This window comes from Microcoleus sp. S28C3 (assembly GCF_036700785.1).
In the GTDB taxonomy this organism is placed as follows: domain Bacteria; phylum Cyanobacteriota; class Cyanobacteriia; order Cyanobacteriales; family Microcoleaceae; genus Microcoleus; species Microcoleus asticus.
The window spans coordinates 12,166-34,118 of sequence record NZ_JAUBPO010000025.1; the positions used below are offsets into that span (position 1 = coordinate 12,166).

The window sequence follows — 21,953 nt, forward strand, 5'->3', positions numbered from 1 at the left end:
TAAAATGTTTTGTGTTAAACTACTTTACTGTAATTTAGGAAAGTTTTTTTATGATTACATCATATATAATGATGCGTACCTTTAGAAATGATTCTTTATCTCAATCTCTTGAAGATAGTTTTACTGTAACCGAGATTGCTAGGTAGGATTTTGATTTGGGTTTAAACGTAGGCGAGTTAATTAAAATTAGTAATCTAACATATTCAGAACTAGAAAAAAGTGTTGAAGTTATAGTTAAAAGTAAATCAAAAGTTTTAAAAGAAGAAATGGTGAGTGTTAACGAAACCAAATTTATAATAGGTATTGAGTATATTGTAGAACCTTCTTTTAATGGTAAAGAAAAAAGTTTAATATCTTCAGATACTGATTTGTTTCTAATGGAATTGGTAGAACTTGCTGAGAGACATTCAATAAGTACCTATATCACTCTTTTTGTTCAAGGTACAGTTATTAGCGGTTACTTGATCAGTGAGGATTCTTTTTTTAGGCTGATGAAACATATCCTTATAGATACTGTTTCAATTTATCCTACGCTTGAAAGTATAGAAAAATTATTAGATACATTTAGATATTTTAAAAATAAACATTATCACCGTCAAGAACAAAAAGAAGTCATAGATCGTGAGTTTATTTATTTAACTTCTCCAACGATTATATTTGGAAATTCTGTAATTGGAACCACGACAAGTGGTCTTTGGCGAGGACGATTAAGCCGTATTGATGGATTTGTGCTAGGTGATTCAAAAGATAATAATTTATGCGAGCTTAAAGATTGGCAGAAAAGTTGGAATAAAGATGAAAATGATTTTAATTTTTGATATCAATAGTGTTTTTTAGTCTATCTACTAACAATAAAACTAAATGTCGATTCTGGATAACCGTACTTTATTAGGACGGTATTTACTTATTTTATTTTTCTGATATTCGCTACCTTTAATAAATTAATTTTGGTAACAATATGGCTGCAACTCCAAAATGTCCTAATTGTCAAGCGTTAAATAATTTTGAGTCAATACCTATTAAAGTTCGTAATCATACTGTTGAATTAGTTTCTATCCAGTGTGCTAATTGTGGTACAGTTGTGGGAATTATGGACTACCATTCTATTAGTGTCTTAATTTATAAGTTGGCGCAAAAGCTTAAGATTGATTTGAATTCTCCTTATTAGCATATTTCTAAAAAATCGTGTTTTTGATTGATTTTTAATGGTTTAGTTATTGGCTATGACTATACCCATACCTTAATGAATCTTCAAGGGTTACAGGACTTAGGCGGGAAAATGTGAGTATCCCCGGCTAGCTTGATTTATAGATGTTTCAGCCTCTAAATCAGGATATGCTCTTATCCTGATTTTGTAAAATAACGTGCCTGATATTTGTCTTATTAACTAGACATCTCCAAAATAGTAACATTATGTGGTAAAAGAACATAAGAAACATTTTTTACACAGAAACATGAGCGACATCCTGAATCATATTGAAGAGAATCATAAAGAAACACAGCGATTAATTGGTCGGGAATATGAACAGTTACAACAATTGCTCCAAAATGCCGAACGAGTACATCATGAAAAACAAGCTTTACTAGAATCCAAGAAAGTGAGAATTATTGCGCGTGGAGGAGGTCGAAAACCCAAACTATCTATTCCCGAACAAATAATTTTAACCTTGGTTTATCTTAGGCATATGACAACATTTCAACTTCTGGGCATCCAGTTTGGAGTAAGTGAGTCTACAGCTAATGATACATTTAACTATTGGTTTCCGCGCCTGCGAGAATTGCTACCATCTAGCTTGCTGGAACAAGTAAAAAAAAACGCTGCTGACCACGCAATAGTTAAGGAAATACTCACAGAATATGAATTAATAGTAGATACCTACGAACAAGTCAGAGAAAGACCTGGAACTCGTGATGAACAAGAAAAATACTTTTCAGGCAAGAAGAGTAATCATACATTTAAAAGTCAAATAATTATCCTGCCAGATGGTAGAGATATAGTTGATGTTGTGGCAGGAGAACCTGGACCTAAAAGCGATATAACCTTATTCCGAGAATATCGCTCAGAGTTTGATCCTCAACAAAGATTTAAGGGAGATAAAGCTTACGTTGGAGAATATTTAATAACAACTCCCATTAAAAAACCCAGGAAAGGAGAATTAACAAACGAACAAAAAGAACAAAATAAAGCGTTTTGTGCTCGCCGAATTTTTGTGGAACATCGAATTAGAACGGTCAAGATATTTCGAGTTGCCCAAGAAAGATTTAGATTAAATCCCCAAAAATATGAGCAAGTAATTTTAACGATTTGTGGAATAGTAAGGTTGCGAATTGGAGCGCTAATATTACCATTATAAAAAGCGGTGCAGGCGTCCGATTAAAATTAACCCAGCTCACTCAATATTTTGCTCTAATTATCAACAATAAATATCTCTAAGTCTTGTTTTCTCGTGCACACTAGCTAATTTAGGATAATTACATTTACGTCAAAGAGCTTAACTACACAGAGGCTTTGACTGTTTTCGGAGATGTCTACTGGTTCCCAGGCTCTAGCCTGGGAACCGAGAGCCAGAGGCTCTGCCTCGCTAGCGGATAAAAACAAAAACAGGAGGCAGATGCTCATGGAATGTGTTCCCAGGCTCTAGCCTGGGAACGAGCAAACACCTACGCTTTGCGCTTCCGACGGCGAATCAGCACACTCATCACTTGCTTCGGATTAGCTGCACGTTGTAGGGGACTCCAATCGCCAACTTGGGCAAATCCCAGGCGGTACAAGGTGAGTATGGTTTCCCTGACACCCTTGGGCGAACCTGTCACCGTTAGACAAACCACATCCTGTTCCGATTCTGCTGCTGAGTCGTTATTTGGTCGTGCAAATTTGTTGTCGTCAGGCAAGAATTCCTGTGACATAATATGTTCTCCTGGTTTTGGGTTTTCTAGAAAAACCCAAAAACCCAGCCGCCCCGCTTTTCAACGCATAGCAGGGCGGCTACAGAGAGTGTTATCATACTCCGTTAGCCTCCAGACTGCTGATACCAGTTTGGCGGTTATGCTGTCCATTGCTGCTCGCAACAGCTTTGGGCAGTGCAACTAGATTTTTGGGCGACGCGGGCTACTTCCTCTACAAGCAAAGCAACCTCTAACTTCAAAGCGTAGCCGCAGACGGGGGCCTGTGTCAATCCATTTGGGATTTTAGGAGTAAGATTAAATGAACCGCGAAGGCACGAAGGACGCGAAGGAAGAGAAAGAAAGAGATGCAGTTCTTCCTTCGCGCTCTTGGCGTCTTCGCGGTTCGTTCAAATAATGAAAAAGCCCTATAATTTCGGTGTTAGCAAAATGAGCTGTTTTGATAAGATCGATCGCACTTCATCCAATCCCATCTCCACATCCGCCAAAATCTCTCCCACAGTTTTGGTATTGCAAGCTTGCAAAAACTCAAATTCCGCACTTGACAAATTGAGCAATTGGTAGTTGCAATCAAACACTTGTTGACTGGGCCAACCGTGCATACACACACTCAACTCTGGAATTGCCGCCAAAAGTGCCTTATCGTCCGACCAATCAATCTTATTAACAGGCTTTTTCCCCAAGAAAAACTCGTAATGAGTGATTTCCGTATCCAACAATTCAATTAATCGATAAAGCTCCCGTTCCGTCAAACCCTGAGCTCTTTCTATCAATTCCGGCGCTTTCCCCAAAAGTCTTTCTAACTGCCAATATCCCGGATTTGAGAAACCGATAAATTCCAATCCCGAAGCATCAATTAACTCGAACAAAGTCTCAATATTGTAGTCAATTTCCTGCGGGTGAACGTACATATCAGCAAAACATTCGTCTCGCTGATTTTCTCCTGCCCAACGCTGCTTTTCGTACTTGACAAGACGGTTGTTTTCTGGTAAAGAAGCAAAGATTTGACGGCCGACTTTCACACCATCGGGATAGTCACCTTTTTGGGTGCCTTGGAGAAGTCCGATCGCCCTTTGCATGAGTTGAATTTCCCAGCGTCCGAGCTCAGCATACACAAAAACGTGCATCAAACCGCCCTCCGCCAACTTCGCCGCCAGCGCTTGAATGCCCCGGATCGGATCGGGTAAGTGGTGGAGTACGCCGACGCAGTTGATCAAATCAAACTCGCCCTCTAACTCGGCGGCATCGTACAAGCTGAGGTGGCGAAAATCGGCGGCTCGCGCGCCCGATCGGCGACAGCGTTCTTGTGCTACTTTCAAAGCACCCTCGCTCAGGTCGATCGCCGTCACCGAAGCTTCGGGATTGAGGTGAATCAGATAATCGGTACTCGAACCAGTGCCGCAGCCAGCATCTAAAATCCGAATATCGAGTTTTGGCGGCTTTTGGCCGGTGCAAAAATTGTAAGCATCAGGCCAACTCCAGCGCCAGTTGTACCCAGGGGGCGGTTCATCTGACAAAGGATCGGGCGGGAAAGGGAAAGTATCGTAAAGCCGCCGCACGGCAGCACTGATATCAGGCGTAGTATCCATAGGTGAGGTAGTAGTGCGTGGGTTTTGAGATTGGTTGTCAGTAGCTACGGGCGAACAGCGCTACGCGATGCACTTCTATTGCTTCGTTACTCGCAACCAAAGTGTCGCTTCGTCAAGTTGGGCAAGCCTGAAAGAAAGGGATCGGGCGATCGACTAACCCCTGATAGCCAAGCCCTGACAGCTTCTGCGTAATAAAACTTATCATTTTTTCTCATATACGCTCTCTTAAATCTATACAATAAATCTCGGCAGGCTTTTTAACAAACAAGGACTGTCAATAACCCACCGCTGAGCTTTCGGGTAAAGCGGAGGCGTCTCTCAAGAGAGCAAGAGGCCCAGAAAAAGGCAGAAGAAAATTTTAGATTTTCTTTTCCCTTAATTGACGGCACTTGCTGCAATCGCCCAAAGGCAACTATCCTGCCAAGTCTTTGTTTCCACGGGTTTACGGGCGGAGCTCCGCGGAGGGAGTGCCCCCTGCCTGCCTTCGGGTCGGACATTTCCCGGCAGAAAGATGAAACCAAAACATTTTAATCTAAGAAAGTAAGCGCGCCCGAACCTCGTGACAGGTAAAGGCAAAAAGTAAACAAAGCAAAAATACCTAATTTTACCTGCATGAGAAGGCAAGGTTAGTCTGGGTAAATGCTTCAACGATTTAGATAGGGAGCTAAGGAGTCTAATGACTGTAAAGGCAAGTGGTGGAAGCTCAGTTGCACGTCCGCAACTATATCAAACTGTACCAGTCGCAACAATTTCGCAAGCAGAACAGCAAGACCGCTTCCTACAGCGGGGCGAACTCAGCGAACTGGCAAATTACTTCAGTTCAGGGGCTCTTCGGATCTCGATTTCTGAGACGCTGACCCAAAACTCGGAACTGATTGTATCCCGCGCAGCCAACCGGATTTTTACCGGCGGTTCCCCGCTGGCATTTTTGGAAAGACCGCAAGAACCTGTGATGGCTGTAGCAGGCGCGGCTCGCGGCGGCTCGGCGAATGTCTCTGAAGGCATGAAACTAGGAAATGTCACCTACGTTGAAGGTCGCGCAGGCGGCGGCAACGGCTCAGGCGGCGGCGGCGGATTCTTGGGGCTGGGAAATCTGTTTTCTGGCAACGGTGGCGGCTACAACGGCCCAATCCCAGCAGGATTTCAGCCGATCAATGTCTCGCGCTACGGCCCGGGCAACATGACCAAATCTCTGCGGGACTTGAGCTGGTTTTTGCGCTACATCACCTACGCGATCGTAGCTGGCGACCCGAATATTATTTCGGTGAACGTGCGCGGACTGCGGGAAATCATCGAAAATGCTTGCTCTTCGGCGGCCACAATTGTGGCAATGCAGGAAATGAAGGCAGCATCTTTGGGCTATTTCCGAAACAATGCAGAGGCCGCGGCGATCGTCGGACAATATTTCGAGGTAGCGATTACCGAATTCAAAGCTCCCACACCTTCAGACAAGGTGCGGCAGCGCGAAAGCAACGACCAGCAAGGGCTGCAACTGCCTCAAATCTACTTCAACGCAGCCGAGCGACGGTCGAAATTCGTCATGAAAACCGGCCTGTCTTCGGCCGAAAAGCTAGAAGTAATCAAAGCAGCTTACCGCCAAGTATTCGAGCGCGACATTAGCCGCGCATACAGCCAAAGCATTTCTGACCTGGAATCCAAGGTCAAAAACGGCGAAATCTCGATGAAAGAGTTTATCCGCCGATTGGGTAAATCTCCTCTGTACCGCCAGCAATTCTACGAGCCGTTTGTCAACAGCCGTGCTGTAGAATTGGCCGCCCGTCACTTCCTAGGCCGCGGTTTAAGCTCGCGGGAGGAGTTCAGCAAGTATTTTGCGATCGTCACTAAAGGCGGTCTGGCAGCCCTCGTAGACGCGATGGTTTATTCCCAGGAATATTCCGACTACTTCGGCGAAGAAACCGTGCCTTACCTGCGCGGTTTGGGTCAAGAAGCTCAGGAATGTCGCAACTGGGGCCCGCAAATTGATTTGTTCAATTTCAGCGCTCCGTTCCGCAAGGTTCCTCAGTTCATCACTTTGTTTGCGGGCTACACTCAGCCGCTACCAGACCAGCACGTTTACGGTGTTGGCAATGACCCCTTAGAAATTCAGTTCGGCGCGATTTTCCCGAAAGAAACTCGCAACCCCAAAAACCGTCCAGCTCCCTTCGGCAAAGACACTCGCCGTATCCTGATCCGTCAAGGTGCGGGGATTGACAATCAGTTGAGCAATCCGGCGGCTCGCGGTGCTGCTCCTGGTTCTCTGGGCCCCAAGGTCTTTAAATTAGACCAGTTACCGAGCAACTATGTTGCTTCCAAGAAAACTGCCCGCGGTGCCTCCAGCAGCTACAGCAATGCTTCCAGTGTCAAATATACCGAAAGTTCCACTCAAGCGGTGATTCGGGCTGCTTACCTGCAAGTGTTCGGTCGCGACGTGTTCGACGGCCAGCGCCAAAAGGTGGCGGAAATTAAGCTGGAAAACGGCGACATTCCGATGCGCGAGTTTATTCGGATGTTGGCGAAGTCTGACGTGTTCCGCAATATGTACTGGAGCAAGCTGTACGTTTGTAAGGCGATCGAGTACATTCACCGCCGACTCCTGGGACGCCCTACCTACGGCCGCCAGGAAATGAACGCTTACTTTGACATTTGCGCCAAGAAGGGTTTCTACGCGCTGGTCGATGGCATCATCGACAGTCTGGAGTACAACGAAGCTTTCGGGGAAGATACAGTGCCCTACGAGCGCTACGTGACTCCCGGTGGTTTGTCGATGCGGACGATGCGATCGAGTTCCGTCGCTGAGCAAAATCTCCAAGCTCAGGTTGCGGACACGCCTCGGTTTATCGAACTCGGTGTAGCAGGCGATCGGGGCGATTTGGATCTGCAAAATCGGATTGCTCAAGGTGTCAGCAAGCGACGCGAACAAACTAAGGTCTTTAAGCTGACGACTACTTCGGACAAGGTAGCTTTGAAAACTTTAATTCAAGCTGCTTACCGTCAAGTTTTTGAACGCGACTTGAATCCCTACGTTGTGAAGAATGAATTCACAGCGCTGGAAAGCAAACTTGGCAACAATGAAATCAATCTCAAGGAGTTCATTGAAAGTTTAGGTTGTTCCTCGCTGTACGTCAAACAGTTCTACGCACCTTATCCAAATACTAAGGTGATTGAGTTGGGCACAAAGCACTTCTTGGGCCGCGCTCCTCGCAATCAAGCGGAGATTCGGACTTACAACCAAATCTTGGCAAGTAAAGGGATTAAGGGCTTTATCAACGCGATGTTGAACAGCGTTGAATATGCTGATGCTTTTGGTGAGGATACTGTTCCTTACCGCCGCTTTCCGACTCTACCGGCTGCTAATTTCCCGAATACTGAAAGACTGTACAACCAGTTGACTAAGCAGAATGGTGAGATTGTGGTTCCGAGTTTTGAGCCTGCGGCTGCGATCGACAGAAGCTAGATTGATTTGAGGTTTGAGATGTTAAATTGCTGTTAATTTAACGTCTCAAATTAGTTGAAGGGCTGGTGTAGTTACCAGCCCTTTTTTTGGTATAATTTGGGGATTTTTAACCGCAGATACACGCACATGAATAGAATATGAAAGTTTTATTTGATTGGGGATAAAGAGTTTTTTAAATAACCGCAGAAGGCGCAGAGACCGCAGATTTAGGGAAGAGAGAGTGTGCTAAGAAACCCGGTTTTTACCAAAATAAGAGATTTAGCAAGGATAAATATAGGAAGAAACCGAGTTGTTGAAGAAAGCGTGGGTAAGCCCTAATTTAATCAAACTGCTACGATTCTAGTATCCGTTTTATTTTTGGCTGTTGTTTTTCCTAACTTTCAAGTTTACGTTATTGCGATGGAGAGGCTGGTCACAGGTCAAAACCAGGCTTCAGCAGGTGTACGCGAACGAATGGTAAGATTTATGGAAAATAGCACTGTCAGTCGATTTTAGATTTTAGATTTTAGATTTTAGATTTTAGATTTACTACACACATGAATCTGGGAAATTGAACAAGAGTCTAAAATTTTGCTCTCTCTACGACTGTTGTCCTTCGCAAGTATCCGTTTTTGGGCGGGTCAAATCTGCTGAATCGGTGCAGCAAACAGTTTTAAATTTGGCACTGGATTTGCTGCTGCAATTAGATTTGAGGTTTGAGATTTGAGCCAATCTGGACTTGATAATTGCATCGGGGCGGGTGCAAGTACCCGCCCTTTCTACATTCGGTTAACCGTACTAAAATAGCTACTTTGACGCGAGAACATTACCGCCAACTCTTCGTCTTTGATTTCAATATACAAAATCGCGATCGCCACAGACAGAGCAATTGCCTAGTTATCTATCGGGTATTAGTGACTTCCCTTAATGCCCAGCCTGCAAAAATTAGGTATAATTGGTGAGTGCGTATTTTGATAGAAGTAAAAAAAAAATACCAATGTAGGCAAGCTTCAAACCCCGATAGTGATGAGTCATTCCAAATCTAAAATCTAAAATTTTATGAGCTACATCGAGATCTTGGCGATCAAATAAAATATTAGAATAAACTGGCCACTTGTTCTGATTAGTAAAATAGCTAAATGAATAAGGTATTAGGGCATAATGTTGTGAAAGATGGAACAGGGTATGGAACTAAATTTACAGAAATTTTATAGGGCCTGCAATCCCAGCTACACCCTGGCAGTAGCAAATCAAAAAGACCGACAATACTATATCGATTTCTCATCAGTGCGGGGCGGCACAATTGTAGAACAATTGGAGCGCACCATCAGCCGCCTGTCCCCCGATGCACCTACCTGTCAATTATTCACCGGTCACATCGGCTCTGGTAAATCAACAGAATTGCTGCGGCTGCAAGCTCAATTGCAGCAACAAGGATTTCATGTTGTTTACTTTGAGTCGAGTAAAGACTTAGACATGGCAGATGTAGATATCACTGACATTTTGTTGAGCGTTGCTCGTCAGGTGAGCGAAAGCATCGAGAAAATGAAAATCAAGCTGCAACCGACTGGTTTTAAAGCTTTGCTCAAAGGGGTTGCTGAGGTTTTTCAAACTCAAATAGATTTGAGGGCTGAAGCTAATGTCCCCGGTTTTGGGGAAATAAATGCCAGCACGGAGGGAGAATTTTCTCTGGCGTTGGGAATTGGAAAAATTACTGCTAAAGCGAAAGATGCTCCGAATTTGCGATCGGAGTTGAGGCAATATTTGGAGCCGCGAACAAACGTAATTTTAGATGCACTGAATAAGGAGTTGCTGGAGCCGGCTAATCAAGAACTCAAACGCCAAGGGAAACAAGGACTTGTAGTAATTATCGACAATCTCGATCGCATACACCTGTGCGCGAAACCGACGGGGCGGCTGCAGCCGGAATACCTGTTTGTCGATCGCGGCGAACAGTTGGCCAGACTAAATTGCCACGTCGTGTATACAATTCCTTTGGTGCTGATTTTCTCTAACGATTTGGGCCAGTTGACCAATCGGTTTGGGGTAGATCCGAAGGTTTTGCCGATGGTGCCTGTGCAGTTGAGCGACGGTTCTGAGTGCTCTGAGGGTGTGGAATTGCTGCGGCAGATGGTTCTGGCGCGGGCTTTTCCGACGGTGCAGCCTTCGCAGCGCTATGCTTTGGTTGGCAAAGTTTTCGACTCTGCGGAAACTCTCGATCGCCTCTGTCGAGTCAGCGGCGGTCATGTCCGCAATTTGCTGCAACTGCTGTATAGCTGTCTGCAGAAACAAGACCCTCCTCTGTCGCGGGAAACTTTGGAAAATGTGATCGTCCAGCGCCGCCACCAGCTTACTTTGGCGATCGAACCGGATGAGTGGCAATTGCTGCGCCAAGTATCCGCTACCAAAACTGTGAGTGGGGAAACTAAATACCAAATCTTGCTGCGCAGTCTCTGGGTGTTTGAATACCGTTACGGCGAGGATTACTGGTTTGATGTCAATCCGATTTTGGCTGACGCCAAAGAGTTTCGGCACACAGTTGATAGTGGAGAGTTGACAGTTAACAGTTGACGGTTTACAGTCACTCGGCGAGGCAAATCGCTTCTGAACCAACGAAGTTCACTCCTAGCCGACAAAAGAATAAGGGCGCAACTGTAGCAGGATCTGGTATGAAAACTAACAAAACTCAACAGTCAACAGTCAACCGTTAACAGTCAACACTCAACTAACAAAAATGATTAAAGGCACTACTAAACTGTTGGGAGTAATTGGTCATCCCGTCGAACATTCTCTGTCGCCGGCGATGCACAATGCTGCTATTTCCCACTTGGGAGTCGATTTTGTTTACCTGCCGTTTCCGGTAAAACCAGGGGATTTAAAAGCTGCTCTTGCAGGATTTGCGGCGATCGGCGTTCGGGGATTTAGCATCACGATTCCGCACAAACAAGCAATCTTACCGCTGTTGTCGGAAGTTTCCCCGATCGCCCGAGCGATCGGCGCAGTCAATACCGTATACCTGACTGACAAAGGTTGGTGCGGCACAAATACTGACGTTGAAGGCTTTCTCGCGCCGCTGCAAACCCCCCCAACCCCCCCTTACCAAGGGGGGGCTAAAGACGCGATTTCTCCCTTAGAAACGGGCAATACGGCGGTCGAATCAGATTCGCCTTCCCACGAAACACGGGCTGTTGAATCCTGTCCCCCCCCTTACCAAGGGGGGGCTAGGGGGGGTTCCGATTGGAGTCAGAAAGTAGCGGTAATTTTGGGGAATGGCGGGGCGGCGAGAGCTGTTGTGGCTGGATGCGCTCAATTGGGATGTGCAGAGATTCACGTTGTCGGTCGCAGCGAACAAAATTTAGCGGAATTTCAGCAGAGTTGGGTCAATTCTCCGATGCCCGTGCAGAATTTGCAGGTCCATACTTGGGATAATTTGTCAATGTTAATCTCGCAGGCAGATTTGCTGGTGAACACGACGCCTGTGGGAATGTATCCGCAGGGGGAAAAGTCGCCGGTTGCGGATGCTGCGATCGATCGAATTTCAGCAGGTGCGATCGTCTACGATTTAATTTACACCCCTAATCCTACGCAGTTTCTCAAAGATGCGCAGCTTCGCGGAGCGCGAGCTATTGACGGACTCGAAATGCTAGTTCAACAAGGAGCAGCCGCCTTAAAAATTTGGCTGGATAGAGAATCCGTCCCAGTCGATGTGATGCGCCTCGCCTTGCAGAAGCATTTAGGCTTAAGCTAAGTAGCAATTTACAACTGAATTCGCGCTAAGCTGAGAATTAAAATATACTTGCGCTGCCATTTATGAAATTTCGAGCTATCAGCCTTTTTTTTGCTACTTGCCTGATCGGAATTTTTAGTTTGGTATTCACTCCACCTGCTTGGGCTCTGACGCAGATTAAACTTTCCGACCTTTCTTATCGCGAATGTCCGGCAGAAATGGCAGAAGGAACAGTCACCAGCGGCAGTTCTATGGAAGCTAACTGCTTTTTGATTACTGGGAAAGCTGAAAATAGCTCCGGCAAACCAGTTGTCAATGCCGATATTTTCGGCCGCATTTATGATGCCGACGAAAATCCGGTGATGCAAAACCGGACTCGCTTGGGGTCTATAGAAGAAGTTCCTCCCGGAGTTAGCGATTTTCAGCTCAGAATTTCGGTTGCCGCCAATCAACGAACACCTTTGAAGCTCAAGCAATTTAAAGCTACAGGTTTTACTGGCGTGGTTCGTCGCTAAGGAAACTCTTTGAGATTTTAGATTGCTAATTTGAGATTTTGGGTTGGCTGTTGAGAAACCGCAGTGCAGTTTTAGATTTGAGATTGGAGATTTTAGATTGTTGAGTGGCTGGCAATTTCTCATTTCTAATGTATGAGTAACTCCCCAGCTTTTCAACCGGGGAGTTCATGTCACAATCTCAAATCTAAAATTTAGTTGCCGGCAGCTAGATCTGCCAAACAATTTAGGCTAGATGCTTAAAAGCTTAAGCTTTTCCCACTACAATGATGTTTGCAAGCTGGTCAAAAGACCGATCAAGAATTCCGAGCCGAACTGAAGTACAAAAAACGCAATCAGCGGCGAAAAGTCAATCCCTCCTAAGGGGGGGATGATCGATCGGAATAGATTGAGGTAAGGGTCTGTTAACTGACTCAAAATTGAAAACGGGGGGTCGTACCAATTGATATTGGGGAACCAGCTTAACAGCACCCGAAAAATCATCAGGACTAGATAGATTTGCAGAAATGTCGCTAGCGTGGTTGCCAAAAGGCCTATTGAAGAACTCATAAATTTTGCTTGTAGTTTTGAGTAAAGTTTACAGACACTTTAACTGTGAGTTTAGCATAGCTGGGGGAGTGGGAGTGGGGGGATAGGGGGAGAGGGGGAGCGTTTTTGTTGTTCCTTGTTCCTTCTGTCTCCCGCTTTTAGCTGGAAAGATGAAGAGAGAAATGTGCGACAGTTTGCCGATCGCCCGCATCGATCTGCCAGACTAATCTAAAATTTTAAATGGATTCAGGAGTCTTGGGCGATCGAACCCTCGCTGTTGTGGGTCTGCGCGTTCCCGTTTACGTCGCCGAGTTGCAGCCGCACGTCATCTATTGCCTGATTTAGCTGGGCAATTTTATCTTCTAAACTCAGCCTTGCTACTTCCATGCTGTCGGCTTCGAGTTGACTGGCTTTCCTCTGGCGGATCTTTCTTGTCTTTGCTTCTGAAGGGTCACTCAGCAAAGTTTCCGCAGCGCGCCGCGACAGCACCGTGCCCAAAACTGCACCCACCAAGCCGCCAACGGCAGCTCCGGCAATAAATCCCCCTGTAAAACCCTCTCGATTGCTCATGGCTCAACTCAACTGCGCGATATTTCTTTGATTTGTTTATTTTGACACTCTCCCGGTGAGAAACCGGCAGACGATCGTTCGATTTTAGATTTTATACTTTTGATTAAAAAATTGAGATGCCGATCGGGAAAAGGAGCCGGAGGGACAAAAGCCCAAAGGGGCATCAATCCGGTTAGTTGTCAGGTAAGGCGAGGATTCCAACTTCAGAGTTAAAGCGGATCATTTCCAAAGATCGATCGCCATACAGGTCTTCAATGTGTTCCAAGCAGCAGTCGATCGCGAAATCGTTCAATTCAGCCGGCTCAACGCCGTACATTTCCTCAAACACCTCTGAGTCTACCCGACAAAAGCGCGGTCGATCGGCATAAATTCCGCATTCTCGGGTTGCTTTGTCAAAATTGATACACCAACCGTCGTCTCCAACTAAGCTCAAGTAGAGCGCTAATTCGTCTTCAGATAAATACTCGTCTAAGTCAGGGCGTTCTGTTGGGTCGAGGTAACAACAAGCACCGCACTGCTTTACGCAACGCCAAGTAGCCATAGTTCTATTTTAGATTTTAGATTTTAGATTTTAGATTTTAGATTGGGAGCATAATGTGGAAAATGCCAAACTTTAGGAGATTAAGGCTCTTCAAGTATATCAATTGCCAGCGCCGGAGGCGGCTATCCCGAAGGGGCGGTGCGATTTGAGATTTGAGATTTTAGATTCGGATCGCTTTCCGGGAAGGGGCATCAAGTCCCCGGTTCCCTGTGACTGGGAGGTCGATCTTAGTTTACATTTTGTTGAATTTTGTAAAGTTCCTTAAAAAATAGGGACGATAGCCCGGTAAAATCAGAAGCGGATTTTCTAATTCAACAATCTAGACTTACTCACTACAGTCAGGAGGACACATGGACTTTATAACCGATCTTTTCAGCGGCCTGGGCGGTATAAACTACCAACTCATTATTCAGGTAGCTTTACTCGCAGCAGTCGTGCTTTCTGGCCCGATCGTGATTTTTCTGCTGGCAGCTAAAGGCGGCGACTTGTAATTTTAGCACGCTTCGGGGCGATCGAGAGTTGGGAGTTTGGAGTTTTAAATTATTCAAAATTCAAAACGCTCGATCGCCAATTTTCCCTGCTGCACGAGCTTGGTTATCAAATAGCGAGTTATCAAATACCGAGGGCGTGTTTAGCAGTTTGAATCAAATTCTCAAAAAAAGGTAGAGATACATCGACTTCTCTAGCATCTTTGCGGGAGTTGCCTAACAAACCGATGTTTTGTCCGGGTGCAACAGCCAAAACTTGCCCTTGAGAGTTGCGAATTCTCAATTCCTCGATCGATCCGGCGGGAGACAGACTGCAAGAATAAGTGCGATCGCAATAATCAAACTCCACTTTTCCGAACATCGGCGGCCTAGAACTAGCAGCATTTGCGGGCAGCCGGACACCCAACAATTCTAACTCAACCGATGTCTTGCCATTAAAACTATTTTCCCGCAATCGGTAAGCAAGATCGACCCGCCGAGGCAAAGGAAAATATTCGCCCCAACGCCAAGCAATCGCCTTCACACTAGCCGATACATTTCCATCTTGAGTTGCAGTTAGTTTAACGTGACCTCCTTTACCAACAATTTTCTGTTCAGTTATGCAAACATTAGGCGTCCAAAATACAGGAGCCTTATTTTCAATCCCGCAAGGTTCCAGAGCATCAATTTGTCGGTAAAGGTCGAGATTAATCTCAGCCAAATCCGCTCGCACGTCAACTGAAACCAGCGGTTTTAGGTGTTCCGGCTGCAAACATTGATTGGCAAAAATTGACAGTTGATTGCGGAATTGTTCGAGGTTGTCAGCCGACATAGAAAAACCGCCAGCCGCTTTGTGTCCGCCAAATTTAGTTAATAAATCCGCGCAAAAATTCAGCCCGTCAAATACATTAAACTCAGGAATTCCCCTCGCCGAACCCCGGACAATTTTATGCGCCACCGCCCCTACAGCCTCATCCTCAAAAGTACCGATAAACACAGGTACGCCGTAGCGTTCCACCAACCGAGAAGCTACAATCCCGATCACTCCGTGGTGCCAACCGGGCTGCACGACAACTAAAACTCGTTCTTGCTGCAAGTCGATTGCACTATTCTCGCACCAAGCAATGGCTTCCTGCTCAATTTCCTGGCACAACTCCTGCCTGCGCTGATTGATTTGTTCGCACTGCATCGCGTTTTTGAGAGCCAATTCGCGATCGTCCGTAGTCAGCAACTCTATCACAATTTGAGGGTCAGCCAGCCGCCCCACAGCATTGATCCGGGGGCCGAGCCTAAAACCAATATCTTCAGGCTTTAACGAATTTTGAGTTTGAGTTTTTGAGTTGAGAATTGAGGGACTTTCCGCACTTCCCGGCTGCACTCCCGCCACCTGAATCAAAGCCTGAATACCCGCCAATTGCGAGTGAGGCAACAACCGCAAACCACGCTTCACCCAGCGCCGATTAACTCCTGTCAAAGGCGCTAAATCCGCAATAGTTCCCAACGTAAATAACTCCAGCAGCGGATTCACCAACCCCCCAACTTTCTGCATATCCTGGGCCAAAGTAATCGCCAAAACATAAGCAACGCCTACGCCAGCCAAACCGCGATAAGGTGAAGATTCCGCAATTAATTTCGGGTTGAGAATAGCATCGGCAGGCGGCAGTTTTGGCGGCAAATCGTGGTGGTCTGTAATAATAACTTTGACACCCAGTTCTCGCGCTCTGGCAACCGGGCCGTAGGCTGCAATTCCGTTGTCAACAGTGAGAATGAGAGCGACACCTTCCGAGTGAAATTCTTCTACAATGCGATCGTTAATCCCATAACCTTCTCGCATCCGGCTGGGAATAGCATAATCCACATTCGCCGCCAGCAGCCTCAGAGCGCGTAGCAACAAAGCCGTGCTCGTCATCCCGTCAGCATCGTAATCGCCGCAAATCGCAATTTTTTGCCCTCCCGAAATCGCCTCCCGCAACAATTTGACACTCGCAGCCAAATCGGGAAACTCATCCATTGGCGCGGGTAAAACCAGAGATTCCGGTTCGATAAACCCTTGCACTTCTTTAACAGAATCGATACCGCGGTTAATCAGCACCTGTGCCAGCAAGGGCGACAAACCGATTTCGGCGGCAAACTGTTCGGCTTGCTGTGTTTGAGGCGAATAAATTTGCCACCGTTGGTTTGGCAATCGGTGAAAATGCGGGGGCACAGATGTCGGTAGCTCTTGCACGGAAGCTGAGGTTTAAAGATACATAATTAATCTTACCGAATTAAGTGCCTCAGTCCATCAATTTTAGATTTTAGATTTTAGATTTTAGATTGAGGCTAAATATGAGTTTTTTGGGTAAAATCCAAAGGTTGTTTCTAGGAAAGCTTTTTTCGGAATACCTCACCCCACCCAAATAGGGATACAAGCCCCCGATAGCAGTCGTGGAGACCAAAAAATTTTAGACAAAAGTTCAAACCAGCCAGATTTATCTGTGGAGTCAATCTAAAATCTCGAATATCCAATCGACTGGCGGCAGCCGCAGAACTAAGTTTACCAGGCATTTTCGCCGCCCGCGCTAGGGCGCTGAGTGCTAATTTAATCAGGAGACTTGCATGAGTGGCGATCGACCGCCTTGGTTTAAAATTGCATTACAGGTTCGGGTATCTGTCATTCCGTCAATTTTGCCCCGCGTTTTGCTGTGCGGTGGCTTTGGAGTTTTTATTTCCCTGCTGCACTTTTTTAACTTGCCCGTTTCCATGCCGACTTTGTCGAGTATTGTACCCAGTATTGTGCTGGGTCTACTGTTAGTTTTTCGGACCAATACAGCCTACGACAGATTTTGGGAAGGTCGAAAATTTTGGGGTACTTTAATCAACAACGTCCGCAATTTGGCGCGCCAAATCTGGGTAGCAATTGAGGAAAAAGACCCGCAGGATATCGAACTAAAAAAGTCAGCCCTGCGCCTGTTACCTGCCTTTGCAGTGGCGATGAAACTGCACTTGCGGCAAGAATCAGTAAATTCAGAATTAGAGCCGTTAATGTCCCCAGCGCAGTACCAAAATCTCAAATCGATGAACAATCCCCCGCTAGAAATTGCCTTTTGGATTGAGGATTACTTGCACGAGCAGTACGAACGCAATTGCCTCGATGTCTATCAGTTAACTGGTATGAAGGAGTTGATAAACTCTATGATTGATGTATTAGGCGGCTGCGAGCGGATTTTGAAGACGCCTATCCCTTTGGCTTACGCGATTCACCTGAAACAACTATTGTTGCTTTACTGTTTGGCACTGCCCTTTCAAATGGTGAACGATTTGGCTTGGGGAACCGGCCCAGTTGTAGCTTTAATTAGTTTTACTTTGTTCGGCATCGAAGAAATCGGCATTGAAATAGAAAATCCCTTCGAGCACGATACCAATGATTTGCCTTTGGACAGCATTTGTGCTACCATGCAGCGCAATATCGACGATTTAATTTCTTTATGTCCTAGCATTCACGATCGCGTGAAAGATAAGTAGAGTCATTCCATTTTAGATTTTAGATTTTAGATTTTAGATTGGTATATAAAATCTAAAATCTATAACCTACGGGTTGATTTTTAACAATAAACCGCATTAATCCAGCCAATACTAACAATACAGGCGTCAGCCAATCTCCCCACCGCACGTACAAAGTCCGAGTTTGCCGCCGATAAATAGTAGCATCTCGGACTTCATAAGTATTAATTCCCGACTTCCAAATAGTCTCGCCGCGAGGATTTACAAAAGCAGAGTAACCCGTATTAGTTGCGATAACTGCCCATCTATCTGTTTCAATTGCCCGCATTACATCGAGAGCATGGTGCTGAGCCAGCATCGGCGGTTTGTAATGGGCATTGTTGGAAGCGGTGAGCATAAATTCGCCTCCATTCGCTGCCTGATATCGGAAATTTTCCGCAAAGGCAGAATCGTAACAAATTCCGACAATGGCGCGGCCAAAGGGGGTATCAAACAATTGTTTAGAATTGCCGGGTACTAAATGAGCATCTAAGGGAGAAAGCCGATTAATAATCCCGCCTAAGATTTCGTAAAAAGGGATATATTCGCCTAAAGGCACTAGCTTTAGTTTATCGTAGCGACCGATAATTTCTCCCGTGCGATCGATCGCCAATAAGCTGTTAGTGATACTATTTTCTTGCTGTCCGAATCCTCCCACCCAAGCCACCACACCGCGTTCGAGAATAGCTTGATAAAACGAAAGAGTAGAACGTTGATACTCGTTTGTCCAGATAAAAGGCAAAGCTGTCTCTGGAATTAACACAGCATCCACTTTTCTGTCTGCTAACTGTTTGTATCCAGTGGTGTAACCTTCCAAAGCGCGCCGCCAGCCCCCTGAGTCAAACTTAATCTCGTTAGGAATATTGCCTTGAATAATTCCAATTTTTAAAGCGGTTGCAGCTTCTCGATCCAAAGGGCGGTTGTATAAACTCCATCCTGCAATATGCAAAACTAAACACAGACTCGCAGGCAAAATATAAGCAATCCAATTCTTCCTTCTTCCTTCTTCCTTCTTCCTTCTTCCTTCAATAAAAGCTTCTGCGATTAAGCCATTTACTGCTACAATAGCGGCTGTTACTGCGCTGGGCCCGGAGAGTTGACCGAGGTGCAATATTGCTAAATTGTGCGGGCTTTGCGTATATGATAGAGATGTCCACCACAGCGAACCTGTACTCCAAATACTTTCTAAGGCACACCACAAAGCTGTGCCAATTAAAACGCGAGTTAAGGCTGAAAATTGAGCTTTACCCCCCCCAGTCCCCCCTTGTAAAGGGGGGGAGTTAAGAATAAGAATTGAATTTTTTACTGGTAAACTGAGGGAGTTGAAAATTACAAATAGCCACGCCCAAACGGCGACTAATGCTGCTCCCCAGAGGGTGATGAATGCCCAGCAAAAAAGTGCGATCGCCAAACTCGGCCACCAAGGAACTCCCAACCAAGTCATCGGGTGAATTCCCATAATCCAAGATAAAGCTAATCCGTGATAGCCAATTCCCCAGAGTAAAGGAAAAAGGAAGTTCGGCAACGGATTCTGTAACGGATGGATTTTGAGGAAAGAAGGAAGAAAGAGAAATTTTTGTTTTTGTTCTTGTATTTTTGGCTTTTGATAACTGACAACCAAAACCCACAGGGGAGCTAATGCTACCCAAGCGAATAGCCAAGCATTTACTGGTGCGGTTGTCAGTGCCATCAAAATGCCGCTAAAAAGTGCGATCGCCCAGGCTAATATTTTAGATTTATGAACCGCGAGTTTTTCCAATTTGGGCCTGTTAAATATCGCCACTTTGATGATTGCCAAAAATAATAATTCTTAATCAATATATCAGATCGATCGGGAAGTTCGGCAAGGCGCAGTGTATGGGATTTAACGGATTTAACCCATTTAACCGAAAAAAATCTCTCAAATTCTACTTGCCAAAACAAAAAGCGCCCCTATTTCTAGGAGCGCTTTTTGTTAAATCAAAAGCTAAATTTAGCCGTTGATGGAAGGAGCAACCATTGCTACTGGGGTGACTTCACCGGCGGCCAAGTCGAGGGGGAAGTTGTGAGCGTTGCGCTCGTGCATTACTTCCATACCCAAGTTAGCGCGGTTGATCACATCAGCCCAAGTGTTGATGACGCGACCTTGCGAGTCGATAACCGATTGGTTGAAGTTGAAACCGTTGAGGTTGAAGGCCATCGTGGAAATACCCAAAGCGGTCAACCAGATACCGACAACTGGCCATGCACCTAACAAGAAGTGCAAAGAACGACTGTTGTTAAAGCTCGCGTATTGGAAGATTAACCGACCGAAGTAGCCGTGGGCTGCAACGATGTTGTAGGTTTCTTCTTCTTGACCGAATTTGTAACCGTTGTTTTGCGATTCGGTTTCGGTTGTCTCGCGAACCAAAGAAGATGTTACCAAGGAACCGTGCATGGCGGAGAACAGAGCACCGCCGAAGACACCAGCTACTCCCAACATATGGAACGGGTGCATCAGGATGTTGTGCTCGGCTTGGAACACGATCATGAAGTTGAATGTGCCGGAGATACCCAAGGGCATACCGTCAGAAAAGCTGCCTTGTCCGATCGGATAAATCAAGAATACTGCGGTAGCAGACGCCACAGGTGCAGAGTAGGCTACGCAAATCCAAGGACGCATTCCTAAGCGGTAGCTCAGTTCCCACTGACGGCCCATGTAGCAGAAGATGCCGATGAGGAAGTGGAAAACTACGAGCTGGTAAGGGCCGCCGTTGTACAGCCACTCATCGAGGGAAGCTGCTTCCCAGATTGGGTAGAAGTGAAGCCCGATCGCATTCGAGGAAGGAACAACAGCACCAGTAATAATGTTGTTGCCGTACATCAATGAACCTGAAACTGGTTCGCGGATGCCGTCGATGTCCACTGGAGGAGCAGCGATGAAGGCGATGATGTAGCAAATGGTGGCTGTCAGCAGAGTAGGAATCATCAGAGTCCCGAACCAACCCACATAAATGCGGTTATCCGTGCTAGTTACCCACTCGCAGTAACGTTCCCAAACGTTGGCGTTTTCACGACGCTGTAAGGTTGTTGTCATTTGGTTTATGATTGCTTAATTGAATTTTCAAGGTTCGTTGTGGGGATGCCCCACGCTTATATTAGTAACATCATTCACTAAAGTTTGCCAAGGGATTAGTGGTTACTATTTAAATATTTTACAAACATTTACAAAAGCTTAAGTTTGAGTAAATTTGTGTGGTTTTTTACAAAGTAATATTACACGCCGAACGGGTTAAATATAGCGGACTGAAGAACTGAATATATTATATTTAGGTGGGTTCAGGAGTGTGAAAATTTATTTTTGTTCAGAGCAATCCTCTGTCTATTTAAAGATATCTTAATTAGGTATTGAAGAGATTATTTTTAATATTTATTCACATATCGCTGGTGGATGCGGTGAGCGTAAATTTTTATCGGGAGAATAGTAAAAACCGGGTTTCTAGTGCGATCGGGCTGCATTCTCAATAATCTGCAATCAACCGGGTTTATTGACGAAAAAGAAACCCGGTTTCTGAAGCGCTGGGCAATAGAAATCAACCGGGTTTCTGAGGATGAGTCCGTAAGTTCTGCGTAAAACTTAGCCTTTAGCCTGGGGGCCATTTCATCTGCCGCCCGCCGAGAATGTGAAGGTGCAGGTGGTCTACAGTTTGGCCGCCGTCGCTGCCGCTATTAATGACGACGCGATAGCCGTTGCTAAGTCCAAGTTGTTCTGCTACCCGTTTGACAGTCAGCAGCAGGTGTCCCATGAGAGCATGATCTTCCGACTCGGCATCGGCTAATTTGGCAATAGGCTGTTTGGGAATCACGAGGATGTGGACGGGCGCTTGCGGATGGATATCTCTGAACGCGAGGGCCAAGTCGTCCTCATAAACGATGTCTGCTGGAATCTCTTTGCGGATGATTTTGCTGAAAAGCGTTTCTTGAGTTGTCATGGGTGTTAACGAAGGAAGAAGGAAGTTCGGCAACGGATTCTGTAACGGATGTAACGGATGTAACGGATGTAACGGATGTAACGGATGTAACGGATGTAACGGATGTCGGGAAGAGGGAAGACGCAGCAGGAGAGAAGGAAGAAGAGAAAAGGAAGAGGCAAGAAAAGTTTTTCTTACCTCTTCCGATATTCATTAGTCATTGTTAATCAT

At 45.6% G+C, this 21,953-nt stretch carries 21 protein-coding genes; 11 read left to right on the plus strand and 10 right to left on the minus strand.

The window, feature by feature from the left end; all coding sequences use genetic code 11:
- Positions 1-155 precede the first annotated feature (155 nt).
- The 3 genes from QUA13_RS09840 to QUA13_RS09850 all read left to right on the plus strand — a co-directional run bounded on the left by QUA13_RS09840 (position 156) and on the right by QUA13_RS09850 (position 2,354).
- Entirely contained in the window at positions 156-818 is a 663-nt protein-coding gene (locus tag QUA13_RS09840; RefSeq protein WP_333198155.1) for a hypothetical protein, read from the plus strand.
- A 140-nt stretch (positions 819-958) separates the two neighbouring features.
- A complete protein-coding gene (locus QUA13_RS09845; protein ID WP_333198156.1) occupies positions 959-1,168 on the plus strand; it encodes a hypothetical protein in 210 nt (69 codons plus the stop codon).
- A gap of 247 nt (positions 1,169-1,415) precedes the next feature.
- A complete protein-coding gene (locus tag QUA13_RS09850; protein ID WP_333198157.1) occupies positions 1,416-2,354 on the plus strand; it encodes a transposase family protein in 939 nt (312 codons plus the stop codon).
- 307 nt (positions 2,355-2,661) lie between these two features.
- Here the strand turns inward: QUA13_RS09850 and QUA13_RS09855 are convergent, their stop codons facing one another.
- The 3 genes from QUA13_RS09855 to QUA13_RS09865 form a co-directional block, all read right to left on the minus strand.
- A complete protein-coding gene (locus tag QUA13_RS09855; protein WP_333198158.1) occupies positions 2,662-2,907 on the minus strand; it encodes a hypothetical protein in 246 nt (81 codons plus the stop codon).
- 137 nt (positions 2,908-3,044) lie between these two features.
- Positions 3,045-3,176, minus strand: a complete 132-nt coding sequence (locus tag QUA13_RS09860) for a hypothetical protein (protein ID WP_333162884.1) — start codon at positions 3,174-3,176, stop codon at positions 3,045-3,047.
- Between the two features lie 135 nt (positions 3,177-3,311).
- The gene (locus QUA13_RS09865) at positions 3,312-4,493 is read right to left on the minus strand and encodes a class I SAM-dependent methyltransferase (RefSeq protein WP_333198159.1); all 1,182 of its coding nucleotides are present in this window, start codon (positions 4,491-4,493) and stop codon (positions 3,312-3,314) included.
- A 34-nt stretch (positions 4,494-4,527) separates the two neighbouring features.
- Between QUA13_RS09865 and QUA13_RS09870 the strand changes: the two genes are divergently transcribed.
- The 5 genes from QUA13_RS09870 (at position 4,528) to QUA13_RS09890 (ending at position 12,168) form a co-directional block, all read left to right on the plus strand.
- Positions 4,528-4,650, plus strand: coding sequence for a hypothetical protein (locus tag QUA13_RS09870; protein WP_333198160.1), 123 nt, complete (start codon positions 4,528-4,530; stop codon positions 4,648-4,650).
- Between the two features lie 519 nt (positions 4,651-5,169).
- On the plus strand, positions 5,170-7,947 hold the full coding sequence (locus tag QUA13_RS09875) for a phycobilisome rod-core linker polypeptide (RefSeq protein ID WP_333198161.1): 2,778 nt from the start codon (positions 5,170-5,172) through the stop codon (positions 7,945-7,947).
- 1,164 nt (positions 7,948-9,111) lie between these two features.
- A complete protein-coding gene (locus tag QUA13_RS09880) occupies positions 9,112-10,497 on the plus strand; it encodes a P-loop NTPase fold protein (protein ID WP_333198162.1) in 1,386 nt (461 codons plus the stop codon).
- 163 nt (positions 10,498-10,660) lie between these two features.
- Positions 10,661-11,674, plus strand: coding sequence for a shikimate dehydrogenase (locus QUA13_RS09885; RefSeq protein WP_333198163.1), 1,014 nt, complete (start codon positions 10,661-10,663; stop codon positions 11,672-11,674).
- A 62-nt stretch (positions 11,675-11,736) separates the two neighbouring features.
- Complete coding sequence (locus tag QUA13_RS09890; RefSeq protein ID WP_333198164.1) at positions 11,737-12,168, plus strand: hypothetical protein; 432 nt, start codon at positions 11,737-11,739, stop codon at positions 12,166-12,168.
- 258 nt (positions 12,169-12,426) lie between these two features.
- Here the strand turns inward: QUA13_RS09890 and QUA13_RS09895 are convergent, their stop codons facing one another.
- From QUA13_RS09895 to QUA13_RS09905, 3 genes are all read right to left on the minus strand, one after another.
- Entirely contained in the window at positions 12,427-12,714 is a 288-nt protein-coding gene (locus QUA13_RS09895) for a YggT family protein (RefSeq protein ID WP_006631083.1), read from the minus strand.
- 225 nt (positions 12,715-12,939) lie between these two features.
- Positions 12,940-13,263, minus strand: coding sequence for a hypothetical protein (locus QUA13_RS09900; protein ID WP_333198165.1), 324 nt, complete (start codon positions 13,261-13,263; stop codon positions 12,940-12,942).
- Positions 13,264-13,435: 172 nt separating this feature from the next.
- Positions 13,436-13,804, minus strand: a complete 369-nt coding sequence (locus QUA13_RS09905; protein WP_172188354.1) for a YkgJ family cysteine cluster protein — start codon at positions 13,802-13,804, stop codon at positions 13,436-13,438.
- A gap of 350 nt (positions 13,805-14,154) precedes the next feature.
- Here QUA13_RS09905 and psb30 point away from each other — a divergent pair, with 350 nt between their 5' ends.
- Entirely contained in the window at positions 14,155-14,295 is a 141-nt protein-coding gene (gene psb30 / locus QUA13_RS09910; protein ID WP_333198166.1) for a photosystem II reaction center protein Ycf12/Psb30, read from the plus strand.
- Between the two features lie 121 nt (positions 14,296-14,416).
- Here psb30 and recJ read toward each other — a convergent pair whose 3' ends face one another.
- Positions 14,417-16,498 (minus strand): single-stranded-DNA-specific exonuclease RecJ, encoded by a 2,082-nt coding sequence (recJ, locus tag QUA13_RS09915; RefSeq protein WP_333198167.1) that lies wholly within the window; start codon positions 16,496-16,498, stop codon positions 14,417-14,419.
- Between the two features lie 371 nt (positions 16,499-16,869).
- On the opposite strand from recJ, the gene QUA13_RS09920 reads away from it, so the two are divergent.
- Positions 16,870-17,775, plus strand: a complete 906-nt coding sequence (locus tag QUA13_RS09920) for a bestrophin family ion channel (RefSeq protein WP_333198168.1) — start codon at positions 16,870-16,872, stop codon at positions 17,773-17,775.
- A gap of 52 nt (positions 17,776-17,827) precedes the next feature.
- Here QUA13_RS09920 and lnt read toward each other — a convergent pair whose 3' ends face one another.
- The 3 genes from lnt to QUA13_RS09935 form a co-directional block, all read right to left on the minus strand.
- Complete coding sequence (gene lnt, locus QUA13_RS09925; protein WP_445242699.1) at positions 17,828-19,576, minus strand: apolipoprotein N-acyltransferase; 1,749 nt, start codon at positions 19,574-19,576, stop codon at positions 17,828-17,830.
- Positions 19,577-19,765: 189 nt separating this feature from the next.
- Positions 19,766-20,848, minus strand: coding sequence for a photosystem II q(b) protein (psbA, locus tag QUA13_RS09930; RefSeq protein ID WP_172188362.1), 1,083 nt, complete (start codon positions 20,846-20,848; stop codon positions 19,766-19,768).
- A 547-nt stretch (positions 20,849-21,395) separates the two neighbouring features.
- Positions 21,396-21,743, minus strand: a complete 348-nt coding sequence (locus tag QUA13_RS09935; protein WP_172188364.1) for a histidine triad nucleotide-binding protein — start codon at positions 21,741-21,743, stop codon at positions 21,396-21,398.
- 2 nt (positions 21,744-21,745) lie between these two features.
- Between QUA13_RS09935 and QUA13_RS09940 the strand changes: the two genes are divergently transcribed.
- Positions 21,746-21,949: a hypothetical protein gene (locus QUA13_RS09940; protein WP_333198169.1), complete on the plus strand. Its 204-nt coding sequence runs from the start codon at positions 21,746-21,748 to the stop codon at positions 21,947-21,949.
- The last annotated feature ends 4 nt before the right edge of the window (positions 21,950-21,953 follow it).